This is a genomic window from Chthoniobacterales bacterium (genome assembly GCA_036569045.1).
Taxonomy (GTDB): domain Bacteria; phylum Verrucomicrobiota; class Verrucomicrobiia; order Chthoniobacterales; family JAATET01; genus JAATET01.
Genome location: DATCRI010000041.1, coordinates 22,266 through 42,898, shown reverse-complemented (window position 1 = coordinate 42,898; position 20,633 = coordinate 22,266). Strand labels below are relative to the sequence as shown.

Annotated in this window: 15 protein-coding genes; 14 read left to right on the top strand and 1 reads right to left on the bottom strand. The window is 61.9% G+C overall.

Annotated elements, in window-relative coordinates:
- Positions 1 to 56: 56 nt before the first annotated feature.
- The gene (locus VIM61_08305) at positions 57 to 962 is read right to left on the bottom strand and encodes a WecB/TagA/CpsF family glycosyltransferase (protein ID HEY8900400.1); all 906 of its coding nucleotides are present in this window, start codon (positions 960 to 962) and stop codon (positions 57 to 59) included.
- A 119-nt stretch (positions 963 to 1,081) separates the two neighbouring features.
- On the opposite strand from VIM61_08305, the gene VIM61_08300 reads away from it, so the two are divergent.
- The 14 genes from VIM61_08300 (at position 1,082) to VIM61_08235 (ending at position 20,618) form a co-directional block, all read left to right on the top strand.
- Entirely contained in the window at positions 1,082 to 3,460 is a 2,379-nt protein-coding gene (locus tag VIM61_08300; GenBank protein HEY8900399.1) for a hypothetical protein, read from the top strand.
- Between the two features lie 10 nt (positions 3,461 to 3,470).
- Positions 3,471 to 4,268, top strand: coding sequence for a polysaccharide biosynthesis/export family protein (locus VIM61_08295; protein HEY8900398.1), 798 nt, complete (start codon positions 3,471 to 3,473; stop codon positions 4,266 to 4,268).
- Positions 4,269 to 4,314: 46 nt separating this feature from the next.
- Entirely contained in the window at positions 4,315 to 6,378 is a 2,064-nt protein-coding gene (locus VIM61_08290; GenBank protein HEY8900397.1) for a polysaccharide biosynthesis tyrosine autokinase, read from the top strand.
- Positions 6,379 to 6,414: 36 nt separating this feature from the next.
- Positions 6,415 to 7,275, top strand: a complete 861-nt coding sequence (locus VIM61_08285) for an ABC transporter permease (GenBank protein HEY8900396.1) — start codon at positions 6,415 to 6,417, stop codon at positions 7,273 to 7,275.
- A 37-nt stretch (positions 7,276 to 7,312) separates the two neighbouring features.
- Complete coding sequence (locus tag VIM61_08280; protein HEY8900395.1) at positions 7,313 to 8,587, top strand: ABC transporter ATP-binding protein; 1,275 nt, start codon at positions 7,313 to 7,315, stop codon at positions 8,585 to 8,587.
- Positions 8,584 to 9,558, top strand: coding sequence for a hypothetical protein (locus tag VIM61_08275; GenBank protein ID HEY8900394.1), 975 nt, complete (start codon positions 8,584 to 8,586; stop codon positions 9,556 to 9,558). Before VIM61_08280 ends, VIM61_08275 begins: the two co-directional genes overlap by 4 nt.
- 9 nt (positions 9,559 to 9,567) lie before the next feature.
- The gene (locus VIM61_08270) at positions 9,568 to 10,851 is read left to right on the top strand and encodes a glycosyltransferase family 4 protein (GenBank protein ID HEY8900393.1); all 1,284 of its coding nucleotides are present in this window, start codon (positions 9,568 to 9,570) and stop codon (positions 10,849 to 10,851) included.
- A complete protein-coding gene (locus tag VIM61_08265) occupies positions 10,848 to 11,753 on the top strand; it encodes a glycosyltransferase (GenBank protein ID HEY8900392.1) in 906 nt (301 codons plus the stop codon). The genes VIM61_08270 and VIM61_08265 overlap by 4 nt, the downstream gene beginning before the upstream one ends.
- Before the next feature lie 68 nt (positions 11,754 to 11,821).
- A complete protein-coding gene (locus tag VIM61_08260) occupies positions 11,822 to 13,063 on the top strand; it encodes an acyltransferase (GenBank protein ID HEY8900391.1) in 1,242 nt (413 codons plus the stop codon).
- A 45-nt stretch (positions 13,064 to 13,108) separates the two neighbouring features.
- Positions 13,109 to 16,420: a PEP-CTERM sorting domain-containing protein gene (locus VIM61_08255; GenBank protein HEY8900390.1), complete on the top strand. Its 3,312-nt coding sequence runs from the start codon at positions 13,109 to 13,111 to the stop codon at positions 16,418 to 16,420.
- Positions 16,421 to 16,422: 2 nt separating this feature from the next.
- Positions 16,423 to 17,349 (top strand): hypothetical protein, encoded by a 927-nt coding sequence (locus VIM61_08250; GenBank protein HEY8900389.1) that lies wholly within the window; start codon positions 16,423 to 16,425, stop codon positions 17,347 to 17,349.
- Between the two features lie 2 nt (positions 17,350 to 17,351).
- Positions 17,352 to 18,233, top strand: coding sequence for a DapH/DapD/GlmU-related protein (locus tag VIM61_08245; GenBank protein ID HEY8900388.1), 882 nt, complete (start codon positions 17,352 to 17,354; stop codon positions 18,231 to 18,233).
- A 310-nt stretch (positions 18,234 to 18,543) separates the two neighbouring features.
- Positions 18,544 to 19,419 carry a hypothetical protein gene (locus VIM61_08240; protein HEY8900387.1) on the top strand — a complete coding sequence of 292 codons (876 nt, stop codon included), beginning with the start codon at positions 18,544 to 18,546 and terminating at the stop codon, positions 19,417 to 19,419.
- 86 nt (positions 19,420 to 19,505) lie between these two features.
- Positions 19,506 to 20,618, top strand: a complete 1,113-nt coding sequence (locus VIM61_08235; protein HEY8900386.1) for a hypothetical protein — start codon at positions 19,506 to 19,508, stop codon at positions 20,616 to 20,618.
- Positions 20,619 to 20,633 lie beyond the last annotated feature (15 nt).

Here is a 20,633-nt window from a genome sequence, read left to right as displayed (position 1 = left end):
CGAAACAAGCCGATCAGGTGAATGATTCCCTTTACCCGTCTCGAGACCATGCGCGCTTACGCTTCGGACATTTCGCCAATCGCCTCGTCGGAGAACTCCTCCTTGACCGGACCGGGAATCTTGCCACTGAACCAATGCTGGGCCAACACCTGCACGAGGCTGAGGGCGCCCAGATAACGCGGCACGAACACCTTGGGATTATCGATGCAGCGAACCAGCCACCCGAGCTTGGCGCGATCCGCCCAGGTCGGGATGTGCGCCTGCACGCCGGTGAGGAAGCCGATGGCCGCGCCGATGCAGAGGATCGTGGGACGATACGAGAGACTGTTCCGCAGATGGAGGCCGAGCCGTTCCTGCACGCCGCCGCCGATGCACAGCACCACGAATTTTGGCCGGGCCTTTTCAATGCGTGCAACGAGGTCCGGGTCTTCGAGAAAGCCTTCCGAGGAATACTGCGGCGCGATGTGGCAGGCGTCCTGATCGACGAGGATTCCCTCGGATTTGTTCAGCCAATTCAGGTTGTGCTCCATCTGGTCGGCCGACGGCATCACCCAGAACGTGGCTTCCGGCTTCCGAAATTCCTCATGCTTGATCACGGCCTGAAGCACGCGAAGTCCCGAGTAGCGGGGAATCCGGCCGCCCGTGAGCATGCGCCACAGGAGAACCATTGCGCCGCTGTCGCCGAACGCCAGATCCGCCTGTTGGAGCGCCTGACGATAGGCTTCGCTCTTCCGCATGTCCTGCGCGATGCCGGGGCCGGAGGGAAAGACGGACAATCCGCCGCCGTGGGCCAGCTTGTCGATGGCCTCGTCAAAGGTTCCGGCGAAAAACTTGATCCCGAGAAGGGGAGTGGTCCGGGCCGGACGCGAAATGCGACGCTCCGGAGCCTTGGGCTCGAGTCGAAGACTGGAGACCGAGTTGCGATTCGTGAATTTTAAGAGGCGATAAGTGATGGTTTTCATTGCGATTCCCTGAGCAACGACACCGGGAGGCCAGGGGCTCTCTCCGATGGTATTCTTCTCGAGCTATACGCGCGGGAATTGCGGACTTGCGAAGAAAGTGAGGAAAAAGTGACGCGCTTGTGATCAAAAAGATGCATGCGCATCCTTTACAGAGAAGAATGCCGGATTTTGTGGTGAAAAACGGACAAGGTGCCGCGGACGCCTCAAAGATTTTTGGTCAATTTCGCAAAAGTGCGGGCGTATACGAGGGGAAATGGCCGTGCCCACACGCAAATGCTCGCTTCCGGCATCGATTTGGCAGCGAGATTGTCAGTTGGCGCGGACTCGATCAGGGAGTCGTCCGGCTTCGGAAGTCTCCTGGCACGCGTATTTTCGGCCCTCTTAACAGAGAAATTTCGCAAACTGTCTCTATGGAGGTCAAAAAGATTCACTTTTTCTGCAAGTTTGCTCGCCTTGTCCGTATCCTTTGCGGTAGAAAACACGAAATTGGAAAATTTGGTGAGAATCACTCAAGGAACACCAACATCGCCGATCGGGGCCGTCTCAAGCGAAGTCTTGTGCGGAGGGCTGCTCAGTCGGGGGATCACGGGTTCTTCCAGTTTTTTGTTGTAACGAGAGACATAGCGCCTGGCAGCGCACCCAAGCGGGCATCTACCGGATTGCTTGGGAATCTGCCAGGGCCACAGCTTCGGGTCCTGAACGAAGCGCCTGAGTCACATTTGGAAGGTTTCGCGGAAAGGACCGCGATTGACCAAGGGCGGCAGCATTTTTCCAAAATCTGGCCCCGAGGCACCCTCCCGAACGGATTGAAAAACAACATAAAACGGAACGAGCGCGGTGGGGCAGGTCGAGGACCTGTCTGGAACGCGGCGAGCCAAATCACAATGAAGAACAAGCGAATGGTTGGAGCGCTGAAAGCGATTTGCTCGCGGAGCGAGAGGCTCGATTTCGTCGAGGGAAAGCCCTCCTGCTTGATTTCCAATACGGCGATGTCCGCCCACTCGAAGTCCTCGATCGAAGTCCTCCCGGGACGGGGGGCCTTCTGGGGCGTTTTTCTGATCGCTCTGGTTCCGATGCTTGCGGCGAACGCGCAGACGGTTGCGCCGACGACGGTGGAGCAGGCCGTGTTTCGCTACCGCTGGGTGGGGGAGCCGGCCGATCGCGGAACGTTGCCTTCCTCGATTTATCAGGCTGACGACACGCGGGGTCTGGCAGGGTTTCTTCAGGCTCTTCGGACGGCCGCGGCGGCTCAGGAGGAAGGATCTGCGGGAATGGGCCTTCGTCTCGGCCCCGTGATTGTTCACCCGGCGGTAACTTTGGGTTGGGAATATTCGGACGAGAATGCCGACGCCACTGAGGGAAAGAAATCGTCCAACAACAGCGCTTTCATCGTCCCGGCTTTGACCGTCGGTTATTTCCGAGAAGTTGGCCCTTGGACGGTGGATGCGCGCTACAGCGGCAGCTATACGTTTTACACGGATCCGAATTACAATTCTTCGGGTGGCGGCGGCGGCGATAACCCGTTTCAGAACACGGCATCGCTCCTCCTTGGTCTCGAGGGAAGCCGCTACACGATCCAGGCCAATGCGGGCCTGTCCTATGGCAGTGGTTTCAATATCGAGTCTGGTCAGAACGATACTCAGCTGAGCTGGACGGGCTCCCTCACGGGAGATTACCAGCTGACCGAGGACGCGAAGATCGGCGGCTCGCTTTCTGCCAGCCAGGATATCATTTCTCAAACCGAAACGTCCCCGACCGGCACCCTCGGAGCTTATGAGGGCAAGGCTTACGCGGATTATGCGTGGACCGGCAAAACCCGGTTTCGGCTGGAATTGGGCGCCGGGCAGGATTCGCAGGGACTGAGCGAGAACTCCAATCAATCCCGCCAATACGGCCAGATTCTCGGAATCGTCATTTACGAGCCGACCCCCAAACTGAACATCTCCGCCGGAATTGGTTGCCGGTATGTCAGTGGCACCGGTGGCGGTGAAGCCGAGGAAGTGGGCTTCCGTCCCGCCTATCGCGTGAAGGCCAGCTATCAGATCACGGAAAAGACCTCCGCGTCCGCGAGTCTTGGAATGGAAGGCACCGACCTTCGCCCGTCTTTCAACTTCCAATGGACCTGGGAACCTCGCCTGAACACGTCGTTCGCGATCAATGTTTACCAGACTCAGGAATATTCGACGGTGCTGACCTCGCAGGCCCGGGTGACCCGCGGTGTGGCCGCCAGCATCGCGCAGACCTTTTTCAGTCGGGCGCAGGTCACGCTCTCGGGAGGCTTCGAGCAATGGGATTACGTGGGCACGACGAACGACGCCGAGGGCGTGACGGATAATCAGAATCAGGCTCGGAATTTTGCCTTTGTGAGCTGCGGTCTTTCCTACCGCATTCAGGACTGGGTTTTCCTCAACGGCCTTCTCTGGATCGGATCCGACCGGGATGGCCAATCCTCTTCTCCGCAAGTCCGGGCCAATGTCGGCCTCACCTTCACCTACTAAGTTAAGTCACATGAAAACCACCCTTATTCATCGGATCTCCACCCGGGCCGTGCTGGCCTCGGCCGTGATCGCCGCGCTTTTGGGAGCGCGTCCGAGTGTCGCCCAGACATTCTCCCAGCCGTTTCGACCCGACGAAATCAACCAGGCGGGCGCCCTCTCCAAGACGATCCCGACTCCGACTCCCGTGACGGCCTCGGCTACCGCGACGGACAGCGCTTCGCCCGTGGCGACCCCGGGAAGTGTCTTCATGCAGCCGGAAGTTCGGGCGGCCCTGCCCGTTGCGCCGGCGACCGCGATGCAAACCACGGATAGTGAATATGTTCTGACGCCAAACGACTCCATTGAGATGTCGATCTTCCGGGAGTCGGACCTCACAACCCGTGCGACGATCTCCCGCGACGGCACGGTGCAATTTCCCCTCATCAACGACGTCAAGGTGGCGGGATTGACGATCAAGCAGGCCCGCAACCTCATCCGCGATCGTTACAACGCGGACTATCTCGTAGAGCCCCAGGTTTCCCTCGGCGTCACGAAGTTTGCGGAGCGGAAGTTTACCATCATTGGGCAGGTTAATAATCCCGGCACTTACACGCTGAACAGCGGAGAGGGGATCAATCTCATCGAGGCGATCGGCATGGCCGGCGGTTTCACCCGCATTGCGGACAAAAGAAACGTGATGGTCAAACGCGGCAGCGGAGGCACCGCCCAGACCTTTAAGATCAACGCCAAGAAGATGGTCGACTCCTCGGCAGCGCCGATGGAGATCGTCGCCGGAGACGTCATTAGCGTGGGAGAGAGCTGGTATTAAGTAACCCGCCGAATTTCGAAACTCGAAGCACCCAAAAGTTAATATTATGGCAACACAAGACGAAGAAAATCAGGAGATCTCCTTCAACTGGAGAGAATACCTCGACGCGGTCCTCAAGCGTCTCTGGCTTCTCGTTCTCACCGTCATCGTTGGCGGAGTCATCGCCGCGGTCCTCGTGAGCAAGCAGGTCGCGACGTTCGAAGCGCGCGCCGTGCTTATGATTGCCGACGATCAGAACCGCGTCCTCGACACGGTGAAGCCGGTGGTGGAAGGGCAGTTTCAGAACGCCGAAATGATCAACACGATGATCGACGGCCTGATCAGTTATTCCTTCGCCCAGCGCATCGTGGAGCATCTCCATCTGAACACGGATCGGGATTTTCTCAGCGCAGCCGGAATCGATGACAAGTCGCTCTCGGTGGAGCGCGCCGCGCGAATCCTGAATTCCATGGTCAAGGCGCAATACCGCCTGAATACCAAGCTGCTGGACATCTTCGTGACGACCCGGGATCCCCGCGAATCGCAATTCCTCGCGAATAGTTACGCCAAGGAATACGTCGCCTTCATCGTCGAGCAGCGCACGAATGCCACCCAGTCGGCCAACCAGTCTCTGGTCGATGAAGCCGCCCGGCTTCGCGAGAAGATGAAACTTTCGGACGCGAAGATGCAGCAGTTTCGCGAGAAGGAGCGCACTCCCTCCCTTGATGCGAAGCAGGAGGAAGCGCAGCTGAAACTCAACGACGCGGCCAAGCGCATGGCCGCCCTCGAGGAGCAGGTGTTGCAGATCAGGCGAGATCTGGCCGCCGCCCGGGTGAGCGCCGATTCACCGGAAGAGCTTCTCCGCCTTCCCAGTGTGGCCAACGAGCCTCGCGTGGCCGCTCTCACGGCCTCGATCTCCGAGCAGGAGCGCAATCTCAACGAGATTTCCCAGACCAAACGGCCGAAGCATCCTGTCTACATCGAGGCCAAGAGGAATCTCGATTTCACGGTCAACGAGCGGAACGAGATCCTGAAGAGCATGATCGGCATTCTCGAGATCACCGAGAAGCAGACCGAGGCCCAGCTGGCACAGATGAAGGAGGTTCGTGCCGGTTACGAGGACTCGTTGCTGCAGGTCTCTTCCAAGTCGATCGAATACAACACCTTGAAGCGCGAAATCGACAGCGACAGCGCGATGTATGCCTCGGTCCTCGAGCGCCTGAAGGAAGTCGACATGACAAAGGCCTTCAACAGCATCCCGGTGCAGATTCACCAGCTTGCGGACGAGTCCACGATGCGGTCGTCGAGCGCGATCAAGACGATCGGAATGGGCCTGGTTGGTGGCCTGGTCGTCGGAATCGCCATCGCCGTGGGGCTTCACATGCTCGACGGTTCGGTGAAGTCTGTCGACGAGGCCGAGAAGATCAGCGGTCTTCCGGTCGTCTCCACCGTCCCGCTCATCAAGGGCAAGACGGACCTCATCGCCTTCAATGTTCGCCGTGGCCAGGCCGCGGAGGCGTTCCGAACTTTGCGCGCGTCGCAGACGGTTCAGCACTCTGGGGATGCCAAACAGCGCCGCGTGTTCTTGTTCACGAGCTCCATCCCGAACGAAGGCAAGACCTTCGCGAGCTCGAACTTCGCGGTGACCCTCGCGCAGCAGAACCTGCGCACGCTTCTCATCGACGCGGATCTGCGCAAGCCCACGCTGGCTCGCCTGTTCTCGACGAAGGACACGGAGGCCGGCCTCGCCGAAGTCCTCGCCGGCACCTCTCCGCTCGAGAGCGTGGCCCGTCCCACCGAGGTTCCGAATCTCACGCTGCTCACGGCCGGTCGTCTCGTGGACAATCCCTCGGAATTGCTTTCCACCTCGGCGTTCCGCGAGCTCCTGACGAAGGCGATGAAGAACTACGACCGCGTCGTCATCGACTCTGCCCCGTGCATCGCGGTGAGCGACACCTACCTCGTCCTGCCCTACGTCGACGCCTGCTGCCTCGTGGTCCGCGCCTTCTCGACGCCCAAGGCGATCCTGAAACGGGCGATCAAGAGCCTCAGCGAAGCGAAATATCCCCGCGCCAACGTGGTGCTGAACGGCCTGCCCGGCCGCCAGCTCGCCTATCCGGGTTACTACTAAGGCGGCGAGTTTGAAGAACTTACGAAAGAAAACGAAATGAGCGAAAACATCCTCGATTACGAAGTTCAGATCCGGCCACGGCGGTCGCTCTGGGACGTCGACTGGCAGGGAATCTTCCATTACAGCGATCTGCTCTGGCTTCTCGTCCGCCGGGACTTCGTCTCGAAATACAAGCAGACGGTGCTCGGGCCCGCCTGGATGGTCATCCAGCCCCTGCTGACGACCATTGTGTTCACGGTGATTTTCGCCAAGGTCGCGAAGATTCCGACGGACTCCGTTTCGCCGGTGCTCTTCTACATGAGCGGCCTGCTTTGCTGGAACCTGTTCGCCCAGATCTACAGCGGATCGGGCAACGTGCTCCAGTCGAACGCCCACCTCTTCGGCAAGGTGTATTTCCCCCGCATCATCGTGCCGATGGCGAACGGCATCTCGGCATTCATCCCGCTGGCGATTCAGTTCGTTCTGCTGGGAGTCACCTATCTCGTGGTCGACCTCTTTTCCTCCACGGCCCACCACGTTCATCTGGGCTGGCAGATCGTGCTTTTCCCGATCTTTGCCCTGCAGGCGACGCTCGTCGGGCTGGGCTCGGCGCTGATCTTCTCGTCACTCACAGCGGTCTATCGCGACCTCCAGCACATGCTGGGATTCATGGTCCAGATCTGGATGTATCTCACGCCGATCATTTATCCGGCCAGTCAGTTTCCGGAGCAGTATCGCTGGATCGTGCAGTTGAATCCCATGACCGTGCCGGTCGAGGGCGCCCGCTGGACGCTTCTCGGGGTGGGGACGCTTTCCCCGCTGGCCGTCACGATCTCGTGGGTGATGGCCCTGGTCATCTTCTTCGCGGGCTTCCTGTGGTTCAACAAGATCGAACGCAGCTACGTCGACAAGGCCTGACGCCGGCGCGCATCGCAAATTTCAAATAGGGGAAACCATGTCCAAGCCAATCATCGAAGTCAGCAACCTGTCGAAACGCTACAATCTCGGAGAAATCGGGGCCGTTTCGCTGCGCGACGCGCTGGAGCGAGGCGTCAAAAAAATCACGGGCCGCGGGAACAACGCCAAGCCCCAGCGCGGGGAGTTCTGGGCGCTGAACGGCCTTTCGTTCGACGTCCAGCCCGGCGAAGTCATCGGCCTGATCGGTCGCAACGGCGCCGGCAAGAGCACGGCGTTGAAGATTCTTTCCCGCATCACGGAACCGACCAGCGGGTATGCGACTCTTCGTGGACGCGTCGCGAGTCTGCTCGAGGTTGGCACGGGTTTTCATCCCGAACTCAGCGGCCGGGAGAACGTTTTCCTCAATGGCGCGATCCTCGGCATGAAGAAGTCCGAGCTCGCCCGGAAGTTCGACGAGATCGTCGCCTTCGCCGAGATCGAGAAGTTCATCGACACGCCGGTGAAGCGTTACTCGAGCGGCATGTATGTCCGCCTGGCCTTCGCGGTCGCGGCGCATCTCGAGCCCGAGATTCTCATCGTCGACGAGGTGCTCGCGGTCGGTGACCAGCGTTTCCAGCGCAAGTGCATCGGAAAGATGCAGGAAGTTTCCAGCAAGCAGGGCCGCACGATTCTCTTCGTGAGCCACTCGATGGAAACGGTGATGCGCCTCTGCAATCGCGCCGTCTTGATGGACGCGGGCAAGGTGATCGCCGACGGCACGCCTGCCAGCATCGTGCCGAAATATTACGAGGATACCGACCAGGTGCTCGCCCCGGGTTACGACCTGAATCTGCTCAGCCGTCCGCGGAAAAAGAAGAACGTCGCCCAGTTCGCATCGTTCCGTTACGACGTCGTCGGCGATCCCTCCGCCAGCCACCCGAGCCCCGGGTCCGAGTTGGAGTTCACCGTCACGATCAATGCCGAGCAGGCCACGACCGTGGGCGGTCTCGCGCTCTATTTCGAGACGACCAACGAGGTGAAGGTCCTCAATTTCGACATCCAGCGCGTGATGGATGGCGCCCGCCTCGAGGCCGGCAAAAACACGTTCGTCGTGCGCACGCCGCCGATCCCGATCAACTCGATGACGCTGCGCGCTTCGCTCTGGATGGCGGATGCCTCGAAGACGGAGGTCATCGACGAACTGCACGGCATCTGCAATCTCGACTTCATCGAAGGCGCGGGCATGGAGCTTGGAGCCTCCCGGAATCAGGACGCGCTCCTGCTCCTTCCGAAGACGACGCTTTCTGTGCAGCCCGATTACGTCGTGGCATGAGCCGAGTGATTCGCAATCTGGAACGCGCTTCCCGGCTGCTCTGGCGGGTCGGTCGCGGCATCGGAACGCTCGAGCGCGATTTCTACGCCCGGGTTGTGATGCCGAAGCTCGCCAGCGTGCCTGCGCCGGCGGCGCCGAATCTGAACGTCGACGTCGTCTCGCTCGTCTGCGCCTCGGCTGTCGACATGGCGATCTGGACGGCCCGCAGCCTCGACTATTTCTCCGGCTACCGCTGGAGCCAGGTGTGGATCGATGATGGCACGCTCACGCCGGCCATCGTCGAGCGCGCCAAGGCGGCGTTGCCCCGCCTCCGGGTGATCTCTCACGTGGAAGGGCAGGACATCCTCGCGAAACTCCTCGCGCCTTACCCGACCTGCCAGCGCGCCGCGGCGGACCATCCGATTTTCCGTCGGGCATTTCTCCTTGCCGAAGTCATGCGCGGCGACCGCGCCGTGTGCGTGGATACGGACGTGCTGTTCTTTGCCGATCCGAAGGAAATCCTCGCCTGGGCCACTGCGCCGGTGGCGACCGCGCGGTTCATGCACGATCCCATTACGTTTTACTTCCCGCGACTCGGGAAGCTGACCGAGTGGTATGGCAGCCCGGTCACGGACCACGTCAACGGCGGCCTGAACCTCGTGCCGGCCGGCTGGCACGACCTCGATCTCACCGAGCGATTCCTCGCGGCATTCTGGGACACGCCACGCCGCTCCTGGCACATCGAGCAATCCATTCTCGCGCTGCAAATGACTCGGCTGAACGGCACGGCGCTCTCGGGAGAGCACGAGGTCAGTTTCCTGCCCGAGCGGCTGCCGTATTGCGTCGCCCGGCATTACGTGAGCGCCGGCCCGGTGCGGGACTATTTTTACACGGAGGGAATCGCGCTTCTCAGTCGCTTTCTCCTCGCGAAGCCGGACACCGGCATCGGAGCCCATTCGCGGGCGACCGAGTCCGCCGTGCTTCTCGCCTGAACGAAATCGGTGCGCATCGCCTTTCTCAGTTTCGAATTCCCCCCCGAGACCGCCCACGGCGGCATCGCGACCTACACGGCCCAGGCGGCGGATCTTCTCGCCGAGCGCGGTCACGAGGTGGAGGTGTTCGCCGGTGGTGCGGCGACCTCCTCGTTCGAGCGGCCTTCGGGCGTGAAGGTTCACACGGTGGGCTGCACGGACAACTGCCGGTTTGCTTTTCCGGCCGGGCTGGCATTCGCCCTTCGACACGCGGAAGCGCCCTTCGAGGTGCTCGAGGCTCCCGAATACCAGGCCGAGGCCGAGTTCGCGATCCGCTTTGCTCCGGAAATTCCGCTCGTCATTCGCATGCACTCTCCCGCCGGCCTGCTTTCGGAAATCAACACGCCCCGGAACCTGCGGAACCTGAAATTTGCCGAGGCGCTCCCGCAGTTGCGGATGTTCGTTGGCGCGTTGCGGAAGCGGGAAGCGCTCCCGGATTTGAAACTCGCGAATCCGGCCATCGTGAGTGGCCGCGAGACCGAGATGCGCGAGCTCGCTGTCGCCCGCGAGAGCGATGAAGTCGTGAGTCCCAGCGGGGCTCTGCGCACCTACGCGATCGATCAATGGCAGCTTCCTGAGAATCGGGTGGCGCATGTGCCGAATCCCTTCGCGCCATCGCCCGTGATGCTCGATGTGCCGCCGGTGGACGAAGCCCCCACGGTTGGCTTTTTCGGACGTCTCGAGGTGCGCAAAGGCATCAAGACCCTCTCGGCGGCGATCCCGCGCATTGCGCAGGCGGTGCCCGGAGTGCGCTTTCTCTTTGTGGGAAAAAGCACGCCGCTCGAGGGGGGAGAGGACGCCGCGGAACAGCTGCAGGCGCTCTGCGCGAAGCTGGGGATCGCCGCGGAATTTCCCGGACGTCAGCCTTCGGAGAGCCTGCCTGGCTGGTTCGGCAAAGTCCGCGTCGCGGTCTTCCCGAGCGTCTGGGAAAACTTTCCGTATGTCTGCCTCGAGGCGATGGCGGCGGCTCGCGCGGTTGTCGGAAGCAATGCCGGCGGCATGAGCGACATGATCGAGCCCGGCAAGACCGGCCTGCTCATCGCGCCCGAGAATTCCTCGCAACTCGCGGATCACGTCATCCGCCTGCTGGGGGATGTTCCGCTTTGCCGCACGATGGGGCAGGCCGCCCGGGAATCGGTGCTCGCCCGGTATTCCGCGGCCACGATGGGGCCGCAGATCGAGGCGAGCTACCAGCGGGCGATCGCCCATCGCCGGCAGGCTGGTCCCCGCAGACAACCCTGGATGCTTTCATGAGCACGCCCGTTCTCAGCGTCATCATTCCCGTTTACAACGTGGGCACTTACCTCGAAGGAGCTCTGCTCAGCGTCAGGAATCAGACGTTCTCCGACTTCGAGTGCATCGTGGTGAACGACGGATCCACCGATGACACCGCGCAAGTGCTCGAGCGCGTGGCCGCGGCCGATCCGCGGATGAAGGTCCTCACGCAGAAGAACAGCGGGCTGGTGGCTTCGCTGAAAAACGCCATCGCCGCGGCGAGGGGAGAGTTCCTTGCCCGCATGGATGGAGACGACTTCTGCACGCCGGATCGCTTTGCGAAGCAGGTCGAGTTTCTGCGCGCTCATCCCGAGGTTGTTTGCGTCGGCGCCTGCGTCGACATGCTCGATCCCAGGGGCCGCCGGTTGAAAACCTATCGGCCGCCCGAGAAGCACGCGGCCATTCTCGCGGAGTTGCTCGCCGGAAACGGCGGCGCGCTCATTCATCCCACGGTGACCTGTCGCAAGGCGGCCGTGGATCAGATCGGCGGCTACAGCACGGCCTTCGCCGGCTACGGCGAAGACTGGGACCTCTTTCTGCGTCTCTCGAAACTGGGGCGCCTCCACAATCTTCCGGAAGTGCTTCTCAAATACCGCCAGCACGCGAAGAGCTACAACCAGACCCGCAGCGCGGCGCAGATCGAAAGACTTTCCTCGGCGGTGCGCGATGCCCGGCTTGCCCATGGCCTCGAACCACTCGCCAGCATCGGCAGCGTGAACGACCAGGACTCCGTCTTCCGCCAGTGGGCGCTCTGGGCGCTCGAGGGCAACGAGCCCCGGACCGCCGTCCTGCATGCGGCGGCAGGCGTTCTCAGGGCCCCGCTCGAATACCGCTCGTGGTCGCTCTTTCAATACGTCGTTCGTCAGGGCCTGCGGGCTTGAGACGCGGCGCGGCACCCGCGGGCGCTGTCCCCGGGGCCTTTCCATCTCCGACATCCACCCATCCGTTCATGAAAACTATGACCTATTCCCCCGTGGGCGCTTCCCAGTCGACCCGCAGCGCCTCTCCGAATCATCTCGCCTATCATCTGGCCTATCTCGATGGCCTTCGCGCCCTCGCGGCGCTCGCCGTGGTCTGCTGCCACGCGCGGCTTCCGAACTGGGACCAGTGGCCGCTCGGCTTCGCGATCACGAATCGCCTCCGGATGTTCTCGCTCTACGACAATCTTGGGCATTTCGCAGTCGACCTGTTCATCGTGCTCTCCGGCTTTTGCCTCATGCTCCCGGTCGTGCGGAATGGCGGCGTGCTGCGCGGCGGCGCGGGATTGTTTTTCAAGAAGCGGGCGATTCGCATCCTGCCGCCTTACTTCGCGGCCATGGCGGTCTCGCTGCTGCTGATCGTCCTGTTCATCGGCGACAAGACGCACACCCCGTGGGATGCCAGCCTGCCGGTCGGCGGGTGGGACATCATCGCGAACCTCTTCCTGCTCCAGAACTTCTCGATGCACCCGGGCGCCATCAATCATGCGCACTGGTCGATCAGTCTCGAGTGGTGGATCTACTTCCTCTTCCCGGCCATGATTCTCCTCTGGCGCGGAATCGGTCCGCTGCGGTCGACGTTGATCAGCCTCGCGGCGTCTGCGGTGATCGTAGCCGGTTGCTTGGGACTCTTCGGCAAGGGCTTCACGTTGCAATACGTCGGCCTTTTCGCGCTCGGCATGCTCGGAGCAAAACTTGCCCAGCTCGGGGCAGAGTCTTCCCGCGAGAAGCTGGTGCGCGGCGCCGGGTTGCTGGCCTTGATCGCGCTGACGATCGGGGTGCTGGGCCTCAGCCGGTTTGGCGTGCAACTCATGGGGGGCACTGTGGGGCCGGTGATCATCGACTATTTCGTCGGCGTCTGGGCGATGACCCTCCTCGTCTATCTTGCGCTGACTCCGCGCGGATGGCTTCGCCGGGCGCTGTCGCTGCCGCCGCTCGTTTTCGTCGGCACGTTCGCCTACAGCATCTACCTGATTCACGCGCCGTTGCTGCAGATCCTGTGGCAGTATGGGCTTGATCCCCTCGGCTTCAGTCCGCTGACCACCTACGTCCTTTTCAAGGTGTCCGGTATCTCCCTCGCGATTGCGGTGGGCTACGTCTTCTACCGTCTGGCGGAGCGTCCGTTCATCCAGATCAAGCAGGGGCAGGCCGCTCGGACGACCACCCCGATCTCCGCCCTCTCCAATCAGCGCGTTGAAGTTTCGCGGGCCTGATTTCCTCCGGTTCGTCGTTGTCCCACGCGTTGTCTCCGTTTGTGTATGAATCGTCGTCTTCTGTTTCGTTCCGTCGGCGCCCTTGACCGGGCGATCTGGGCTGTTGCCGCAATGGGTTGCGGGTTTTCTCTCCAGGCGGCCAACGTGTCCTCGACCTGGAGCGGGGCGGACGGATCGTGGGAATCCGCGGCCAACTGGACGAATCTTCCCGCGACCGCGCAGGCGCCGAACAACGGCAATGGCGGCTTCACCTACGATGCGCTCCTCGGCAACGGATCCGCGATCACGCTGGGCAGCGACGTCACCATCCAGAAGTTTACGCTGGCGGCGGGAACGCTCACCGGCGCGGGAAATCTGACGGCGCTCGACACATTCACCTGGAACTCCGGGACGTCGAGCGGCTCCGGTGTGCTGAATGCCAGCGGAGGCGCGGCCCTGAACTTTGGCAGCAACGGCGCAACCCTGAGTCAGCGCACGCTCAATCTCGGAGCGGGAAAAACTTCGACGTGGACGGGCGCCGGTGATCTCTACTTCGGCGCCGGCGCCACGCTCAGCAACGCGGGCACGTTCAACATCCAGAATGACCGGGCCATGCAGTTCAATAATATCGGAACGCTGGGACTGCTCTCGAACTCCGGAACGCTGACGAAGACCGTCGCCACGGGCGCGACGAACATCAACGTCACCTTCACGAACACCGGCAGCGTCGCGGTGCAGAGCGGAACCCTGAACTTCAATCGCGGCGGCTCCAGCAGCGGCTCGATCGCCGGTGCGGGCACCGTGGGTTTCGGCGGCGATAGCATGAACCTCACCGGCGGTTTTGCCATGACCGGCGCGACCGCAGTGACTGCGGGCACGGTGACCTTCAACACGGCGTCGGCCGCGAGCACGGGATCGCTCCTCCTTAGCGGCGGGGCGATCACGGGGGCCTCCACGCTGAACGTGACCGGCGCCATGACGTGGCTCGGCGGCGCGATGAGCGGCGCGGGCATCACCAACGTGGGCGGAGGTTTGACCATCAATGTGACCGGCAGCACGTTCGGCCTGAATCAGCGCACGCTGAATCTGGCGGCCGGCCAGACGAGCACCTGGAGCGGGGCGGGGGACATGTTTCTCTCCGGCGCCACCATCAACAACGATGGCACCTTCGATTTCCAGGCGGACCGATCCATGGTCCAGAACGGGCAGGCCCAGTCGACGTTCAACAATACCGGCCTGCTGACGAAAACCGCAGGCACCGGGACGGCGACGGTGGGCATCGCGTTCACGAATTCCGGGGTCGTCGATGTCCAGAGCGGCACGCTGACCTTCAACGGCGGCGGAACGAGCACCGGCACGATGCAGGGTGCTGGCGCGGTCGCCTTCGGCGGAGACGGCAAGGTTATGACGATTACGGGTTCGTATCAGGTCGCCGGGGAGACGAAGATCGGCGGCGGCTCGGTCGTGAACTTCAATACGGCGGCGCCCATGACGACTGGCAAGCTCACCGTGAATGGAGGCGTCGTCGGCGGAACAGCCGTCATTAATGCCAGCGATGTGGTGACGTGGACGGGCGGTTCCATGACCGGCGCGAGCGTGATCAACGCGAACGGCGGAATGGTCATCAATCTCGCCAGCAATACCGGCACGCTCAGCCAGCGCACGCTCAACCTCGCTGCCAACCACACGACGACATGGCTGGGCACGGGAGACATCTCGCTCGAAACCGGCGCCACGATCAAAAATTCCGGTCTCTTCGACATTCAGAACGACCGTTCGATTTTCGTGCAGACATTTTCGGAGCCCTCCTTCCTCAACAGCGGCGTCCTCGCCAAGTCGGCGGGAACGGGATCCACCTCGATCTTTGTGACGATTCTCAGCACGGGGGAGATTCATCCCGAGGCCGGCCGGCTGATTTTCGCGGGTGGAGGAAGCAGTTCCGGCGCGATCGTCGGGGCCGGCAGCATCGGCTTCAGCGCGGGAACGATGGATATCAGCGGATCCTACACGGTCGGAGGCGACACCCTTATCAGCGGCGGCACGGTCAATCTTCACCCGGCGTCCTCGGCGAGCAGCGGATCTTTGACGCTGACGGGAGGCACCCTCACGGGCTCGGCCGACCTCCTTGTCTCCGGCTTGTTCGACTGGCAGGGGGGAACGCTCTCCGGTGCCAGCGTGCTCAATGCCAACGGGGGAATGACCCTCAACTTCCAGGGGATCGGCGGCGGCCTTAGCGGTCGCACGCTGAACCTCGGAGCAGGCAAAACGTCCACGTGGAAGGGTATCGGCGATCTCTTCCTCGACTCCGGCGCGGTGATCAACAACCACGGCACCTTCGATTTGCAGAACGACCGCACGATCGAGCAGATTGGCGAGGTGGCGTCCGCGTTCAACAACACCGGCACCCTCATCAAATCCGCCGGGACGGGCAGCTCCACGATCGGCGTGGCATTCAGTAACTCCGGCACGGTAAGTGTCCAGTCGGGCACGCTCGTGGTGAAAGCCGCGCTGGCGCAGGTTTCCGGGACGACGCTGACCGGCGGCACCTGGATCGTCGGAAACCTCGCGACGCTCTCGCTTCCCACCGTCGGAAATATCGTGACGAACAAGGGCGACGTCCGGCTGGCCGGGGCGAACTCCGTGTTCACAAACATAAGCACTCTCGCGAATAACCAGGGCGCATTTCGCCTCTCGGCGGGACGGTCCTTTACAACCGTCGGATCGCTGACGAATTCCGGGACGGTCTCCGTGGATGGCGCCGGCACGCACCTTGCGGTCTCGGGCGCTTACACCCAGACGGCGGGCAGCACCGATCTCGGATCGGGCGGCGGACTTCTCTCGGCAACCTCCCTCTCGATCCAGGCGGGCAGTCTCGTCGGATCGGGATCGATCGCCGGCGCCACCACCGTGGCGGGAACCTTCTCTCCCGGGCACTCCGCGGGCGGAATCTCCATCGCGGGCAATTTCACGCTCACCTCGACCGCGCAATCGTTCTTCGAGATTGGCGGCCTCGCGGCCGGTTCGGGCTACGACGTGCTCACGCAGACCTCCGGCACTTCGCTCACGCTCGGGGGCACCCTCACGCTCACTCTCATCGGCGGATTCGAGAATCAGATCACCGCGGACGATTCGTTTGAGATCGTCCTCGGAAATGGCGGCACCCTGCACGGACAGTTTGCGAATGCGGCAAACGGCATGCGGCTCACTACGGCGGACGGGAAGGCATCGTTCGTCGTCAATTACACGGCGAGCGGCGTAACGCTCACGGATTTCTCGGCCGTGCCCGAGCCTGCCCCGGTGGCGCTCCTGATCTCCGGCGCCGCGCTGGCATTCTTCGCGGTCCGTCGCCGTCGCTCGAAAGCCGAAGTCTCCGCATAACCATGAAGACGCCCGTCGTTCTCATCATCTTTAATCGACCGACGCTCACGCGCTGCGTATTCGAGCGGGTGCGGGCCGCCCGGCCGCCGAAGCTTCTCATCGTCTCCGATGGCGCCCGGGCTACGCATCCGGGCGAACCGTCGCTTGTCGAGGAGTGCCGGTCGATCGTCGAAAAGGGCGTGGACTGGCCCTGCGAGGTTCTCACGAATTATGCCGGGAGCAACATGGGATGCATGGATCGCATTCGCAGTGGCATCGACTGGGCGTTCGGCCTCGTCGAGGAGGCGGTCATTCTCGAGGACGACTGTCTGGCCGATCCGTCATTCTTCGAATTTTGCGACGACATGCTCGAGCGCTATCGCGACGACGAGCGCGTGATGAACATTGGGGGAACCAATTTCATCGCTCCCTATCATCGTCCGCGGACGAGCTACTGGTTCAGCCGTCACCCCTGGACGTGGGGCTGGGCGACGTGGCGCCGCGCATGGCGCCATAACGACTTCGAGATGGCGACCTGGGACGAACGCCAGGACGCCCTGCGACGCTCCTTCGCGAGCAACTGGGAGGCACAATACTGGCTCTCCACCTTCGAGCAGGCCCGGCGGAACCTTCGCGAGACGAACTGCTGGGACTTCCAGTGGAACTACACGTGCCGTTCGCTCGGGGGGGTCGCCGTTGTGCCGACCAACAATCTCGTCGAGAATCTTGGTTTCTGCGGCGGAGGAACGCACGAGTTCGTCGACATGGAGCGACTGGTCGTTCCGACGCAGCCGCTCGGCGCTCTCGAGCATCCCTCGCGCATTTCGGTGGATGCCTACGCCGACGATCTTTGGACGCGGGTTTATGCGGGCGTGCCGATCAGCGTGCTGAACAATCTCAAGGCGCGAATCCGCGTCGGCCGCGACCTGTTTGGCGCACCACTTTCCTGATCGTGAAATCCGCGACATCAACGTTGAAGTCGGCCGTCCGTCGGCTTGATAACGCCCTGCGTTTTCCCAGGACAAAGGTCGGTGCGAACACCTTCATCCAGCCCGGTTCGAAGGTCGCACCCGGGGCCGAGATCGGCGCGGATTGTGCAATTTTTCGAAGCGAAATCGGCGCCGGAACGACGATCGGCGATGCCGTGACTCTCGCGGATGGATCGCGAATCGCCGGAAGTGTTCTCGGGCCGGGATGTTCCCTCGAATCGGGGGCGATGGTGTTCAATTCCACTCTGGCGGATCACGTCGGCGTCCAGACACGATGCGAGCTGACCGATGTGCGAATCGGGCGGAGCTCCTACGTGGGCCGCGAAACGTATCTGAGCGACGTGACCGCCGGGGCGTTTTGCTCGATCGGCCCGCGCACGATGATGGGGTTCGGAGATCATCCGGCGGATTTCCCCTCCACGGCTCCGGTTTTTTATTCGACGCGCCGTCAAAGTGGCCTGACCTTCGCGGAGCGTGATTCGTTCGTGGAGCGTCGGCCCATCACGCTCGGCGCCGATGTCTGGATCGGGGCTCACGTCTTCGTGCGCGACGGGGTGACCATTGGCGACGGGGCCATCGTGGCGGCCGGAGCCGTGGTGACCAGAGACGTGCCCGCCTACGCCATCGTGGGAGGCACTCCGGCGAAAGTCATCCGAATGCGTTTCTCGGACGAGATCGTCGACCTCCTGAAAGAACTTCGCTGGTGGACCTGGCCGGATGACTTCCTCCGGGCTGCCCAGCCGTCCATGAGTCAAAACGACATCGGGGCATTTCTTCGATGGGCCGAACCCAGATTCCCGATCGTTCGTGATTACTTCGAGAGCAAGTCGGTCCCGTCGCCGTAAAAAGCGACCTCATTCTCTTTCTCCATCGTGAAGAGAGGTGGGTTTTCTACCAAGCCAGGCCGTCAGGCTGGCGAAGTCTTTCATCCCCCATGGAACGATCGCAGCCATTACCGCCGTTCCCTTTATTGAAATGGGTGCGAACTATCGAAGCGACAAGGCGTCATTGAGGTTTCAAGGACGCCTTTTTTCTGACCTCGTCAGTGTGGATTTGGAAAAACTGCGGCTTATCTGGTCAAAAATGTGCAAGTCTCGCGGGTTGGTTCGTCATTAAAGAGCCGTCCAATCGAGTTTCATCGCCAACACCAGAATCATGAAGAACGACTGTTTGATTTTCGTCCACAAAAGCGAGAGCTGGTATCTGTATTACACCGTCAAGCAGGCCCGATATTTCAATCCGGACGCCCGGATTATCCTGATCACCGACTGTCCGCAAAAGAAGCTCCGCCCCTACGCGGAAATTCACAATATCGCGGATTACTGGTCCGGCGCCGAGGTGATGGAGGAAATCTACCAGCACAACAGTCCCTTTACCCGCGAGTATGAAATCATCAATTTCCAGCGGTGGTTCGTGGTGCGCGATTTCATGCGGCGGAATTCCGTCGATCGCGCCATCTATGTCGATTCGGATCTGCTGGTGTGCGACAGCCTGTTCCCGGATTTCGACCGCCTTGGGGATGCCCAGCTCGGCATTGTCGGCTACCAGGGGCCCTACACGATGCTCATCCCGGACGTGAAGGTCGTCGCCGATTTCTGCGACTTCATCGAGTTCATGTATCGCGAGGAGGGCGAGCTGCTGACGGCCCAATACAACGAGTGGAAGAAGGTTACTCCCAATGTCTCGGTAACCGACATGCATGCGCTCCACACCTTCATCTCGCGCAAGGGACTGAAGCCACTCGATCTCAGCCAGGTTTTCGAGGGGGCGATGTATGATACGATCGTGCAGGAGAGCGACGGCTTGAAACTCAAGGACGGCTCGAAGGACGTGCGGTGGATCGGTGGTCACGCGTATGTCGAGACGGCGAGTTCCTCGCAGAAGATCCGGATGAAGACCCTGCATTGCCAGGGGGCTGCGAAGGGCCTGATTCTCAAGCTGTTTGCGGCGAAGGATTTTGGCTACTACCGCGACCGGGTGACCTTCAAGGTCAGCGAAATCGCGACGAAAGCGGGTCTGCGGTCCGCTTGATTTCTACGTCGGGGAAGATGGGGGAACCAATTCACCAAAATAGCGAGTCCGAGCCAGCGGGCCGCCGTCTCGTTTATTTCGGCCACATGCCCGGGGAGGGGACCGGCAGCCCGATCATCGTGTATCGGCACCTTTGCCGTCTCGCCAACGAAGGCTGGCAGATCCACGTCGTGGCCGAGTGGGGGCAGGACGATGCGATTTGCCGCAAGCATGGCTGGTCCGTTCGCACGCTCAGCCATCGCAAGCCGTGGTGGCCGCCCTATCATCCCGATCAATCGCTTTCCCGCGCCGTTCGCACCCATTTGTGGGCGGGTGAGATTCGCCAATGGATCGGCGGTCGACCGGACGCGGTGCTGACCTATCTTTCCGCTTTCAGCGACACGCTCTCGATCGCCGCGGTGGGGTTTGCGAAGCGCTTCCGCGTGCCGCTCACCACGATCCATCATGACGACACCCGTTGCTTTGCGAAGGATCCTGCCGAGGGCGAGCGCGCCCACCGGCGGCATCAGTGGATCCTCGAGAATTCCTCGAAGTCGCTGTTTGCCTCTCCCGCGCTCGCGGCCTGCTTTCAGCTCCCGGTCGAGGGAGTTCGCGTGCTTGCGCCCATTCCCGAGGGATGGAGCGAGGCGGCCGCCTGGAATGCCGGGCGCGGGCAGGGAGTGCGGATCTATTATGCGGGCGCGCTCTGGCCGGCGCAGTTCCCATTGCTGGCCCGCCTGGGCCGCGCTTTGGATTCCATCGGTGGGCGCCTGGTCGTGCTCTCCCGGGGAACCCCCGAGCTCCGCGCGCTGATCGAGAAGGAGCCCATCGAGTGGATGGACCTGTTTCCGTCCAATCGGGAGGCGCTCGAGCATCTCACCGAAAACGCGAGCGCGTTGCTCGTTTCCTACGCTGACACCGTGGCGGACATGCCGTGGATCGCGACGAGCTTTCCGAGCAAATTTGTCGAGTATTCCCACCTGGGTCTGCCCTGCGCGATCGTCGCTCCCCGGGAGAGCGCCATCGCCCGCTGGGCCGAGAAGGCCGCTTTCCCGGACGTTTTCCACCCGGATCAGCTCGATGCGTTCACCTGCTGGGCGGCGTCGCTCAAGCAACCGGAAGCGTGGAGCGCCTCGGCCAGCTCCGTCCTCACCCACGCTCGCGGCGAGTTTCACCCCGGAACGATTCAACGCCACCTCGAGGAATCCCTTCTTGGCTAAACCGTTCGCCCTTCC

What these genes read in the sequence shown, in the direction of transcription:
- VIM61_08305 (HEY8900400.1), bottom strand. Translation starts at nt 962, where the DNA reads ATGAAAACCATCACTTATCGCCTCTTAAAATTCACGAATCGCAACTCG.
- VIM61_08295 (HEY8900398.1), top strand. Translation starts at nt 3,471, where the DNA reads ATGAAAACCACCCTTATTCATCGGATCTCCACCCGGGCCGTGCTGGCC.
- VIM61_08290 (HEY8900397.1), top strand. Translation starts at nt 4,315, where the DNA reads ATGGCAACACAAGACGAAGAAAATCAGGAGATCTCCTTCAACTGGAGA.
- VIM61_08285 (HEY8900396.1), top strand. Translation starts at nt 6,415, where the DNA reads ATGAGCGAAAACATCCTCGATTACGAAGTTCAGATCCGGCCACGGCGG.
- VIM61_08280 (HEY8900395.1), top strand. Translation starts at nt 7,313, where the DNA reads ATGTCCAAGCCAATCATCGAAGTCAGCAACCTGTCGAAACGCTACAAT.
- VIM61_08275 (HEY8900394.1), top strand. Translation starts at nt 8,584, where the DNA reads ATGAGCCGAGTGATTCGCAATCTGGAACGCGCTTCCCGGCTGCTCTGG.
- VIM61_08265 (HEY8900392.1), top strand. Translation starts at nt 10,848, where the DNA reads ATGAGCACGCCCGTTCTCAGCGTCATCATTCCCGTTTACAACGTGGGC.
- VIM61_08260 (HEY8900391.1), top strand. Translation starts at nt 11,822, where the DNA reads ATGAAAACTATGACCTATTCCCCCGTGGGCGCTTCCCAGTCGACCCGC.
- VIM61_08255 (HEY8900390.1), top strand. Translation starts at nt 13,109, where the DNA reads ATGAATCGTCGTCTTCTGTTTCGTTCCGTCGGCGCCCTTGACCGGGCG.
- VIM61_08250 (HEY8900389.1), top strand. Translation starts at nt 16,423, where the DNA reads ATGAAGACGCCCGTCGTTCTCATCATCTTTAATCGACCGACGCTCACG.
- VIM61_08240 (HEY8900387.1), top strand. Translation starts at nt 18,544, where the DNA reads ATGAAGAACGACTGTTTGATTTTCGTCCACAAAAGCGAGAGCTGGTAT.
- VIM61_08235 (HEY8900386.1), top strand. Translation starts at nt 19,506, where the DNA reads ATGCCCGGGGAGGGGACCGGCAGCCCGATCATCGTGTATCGGCACCTT.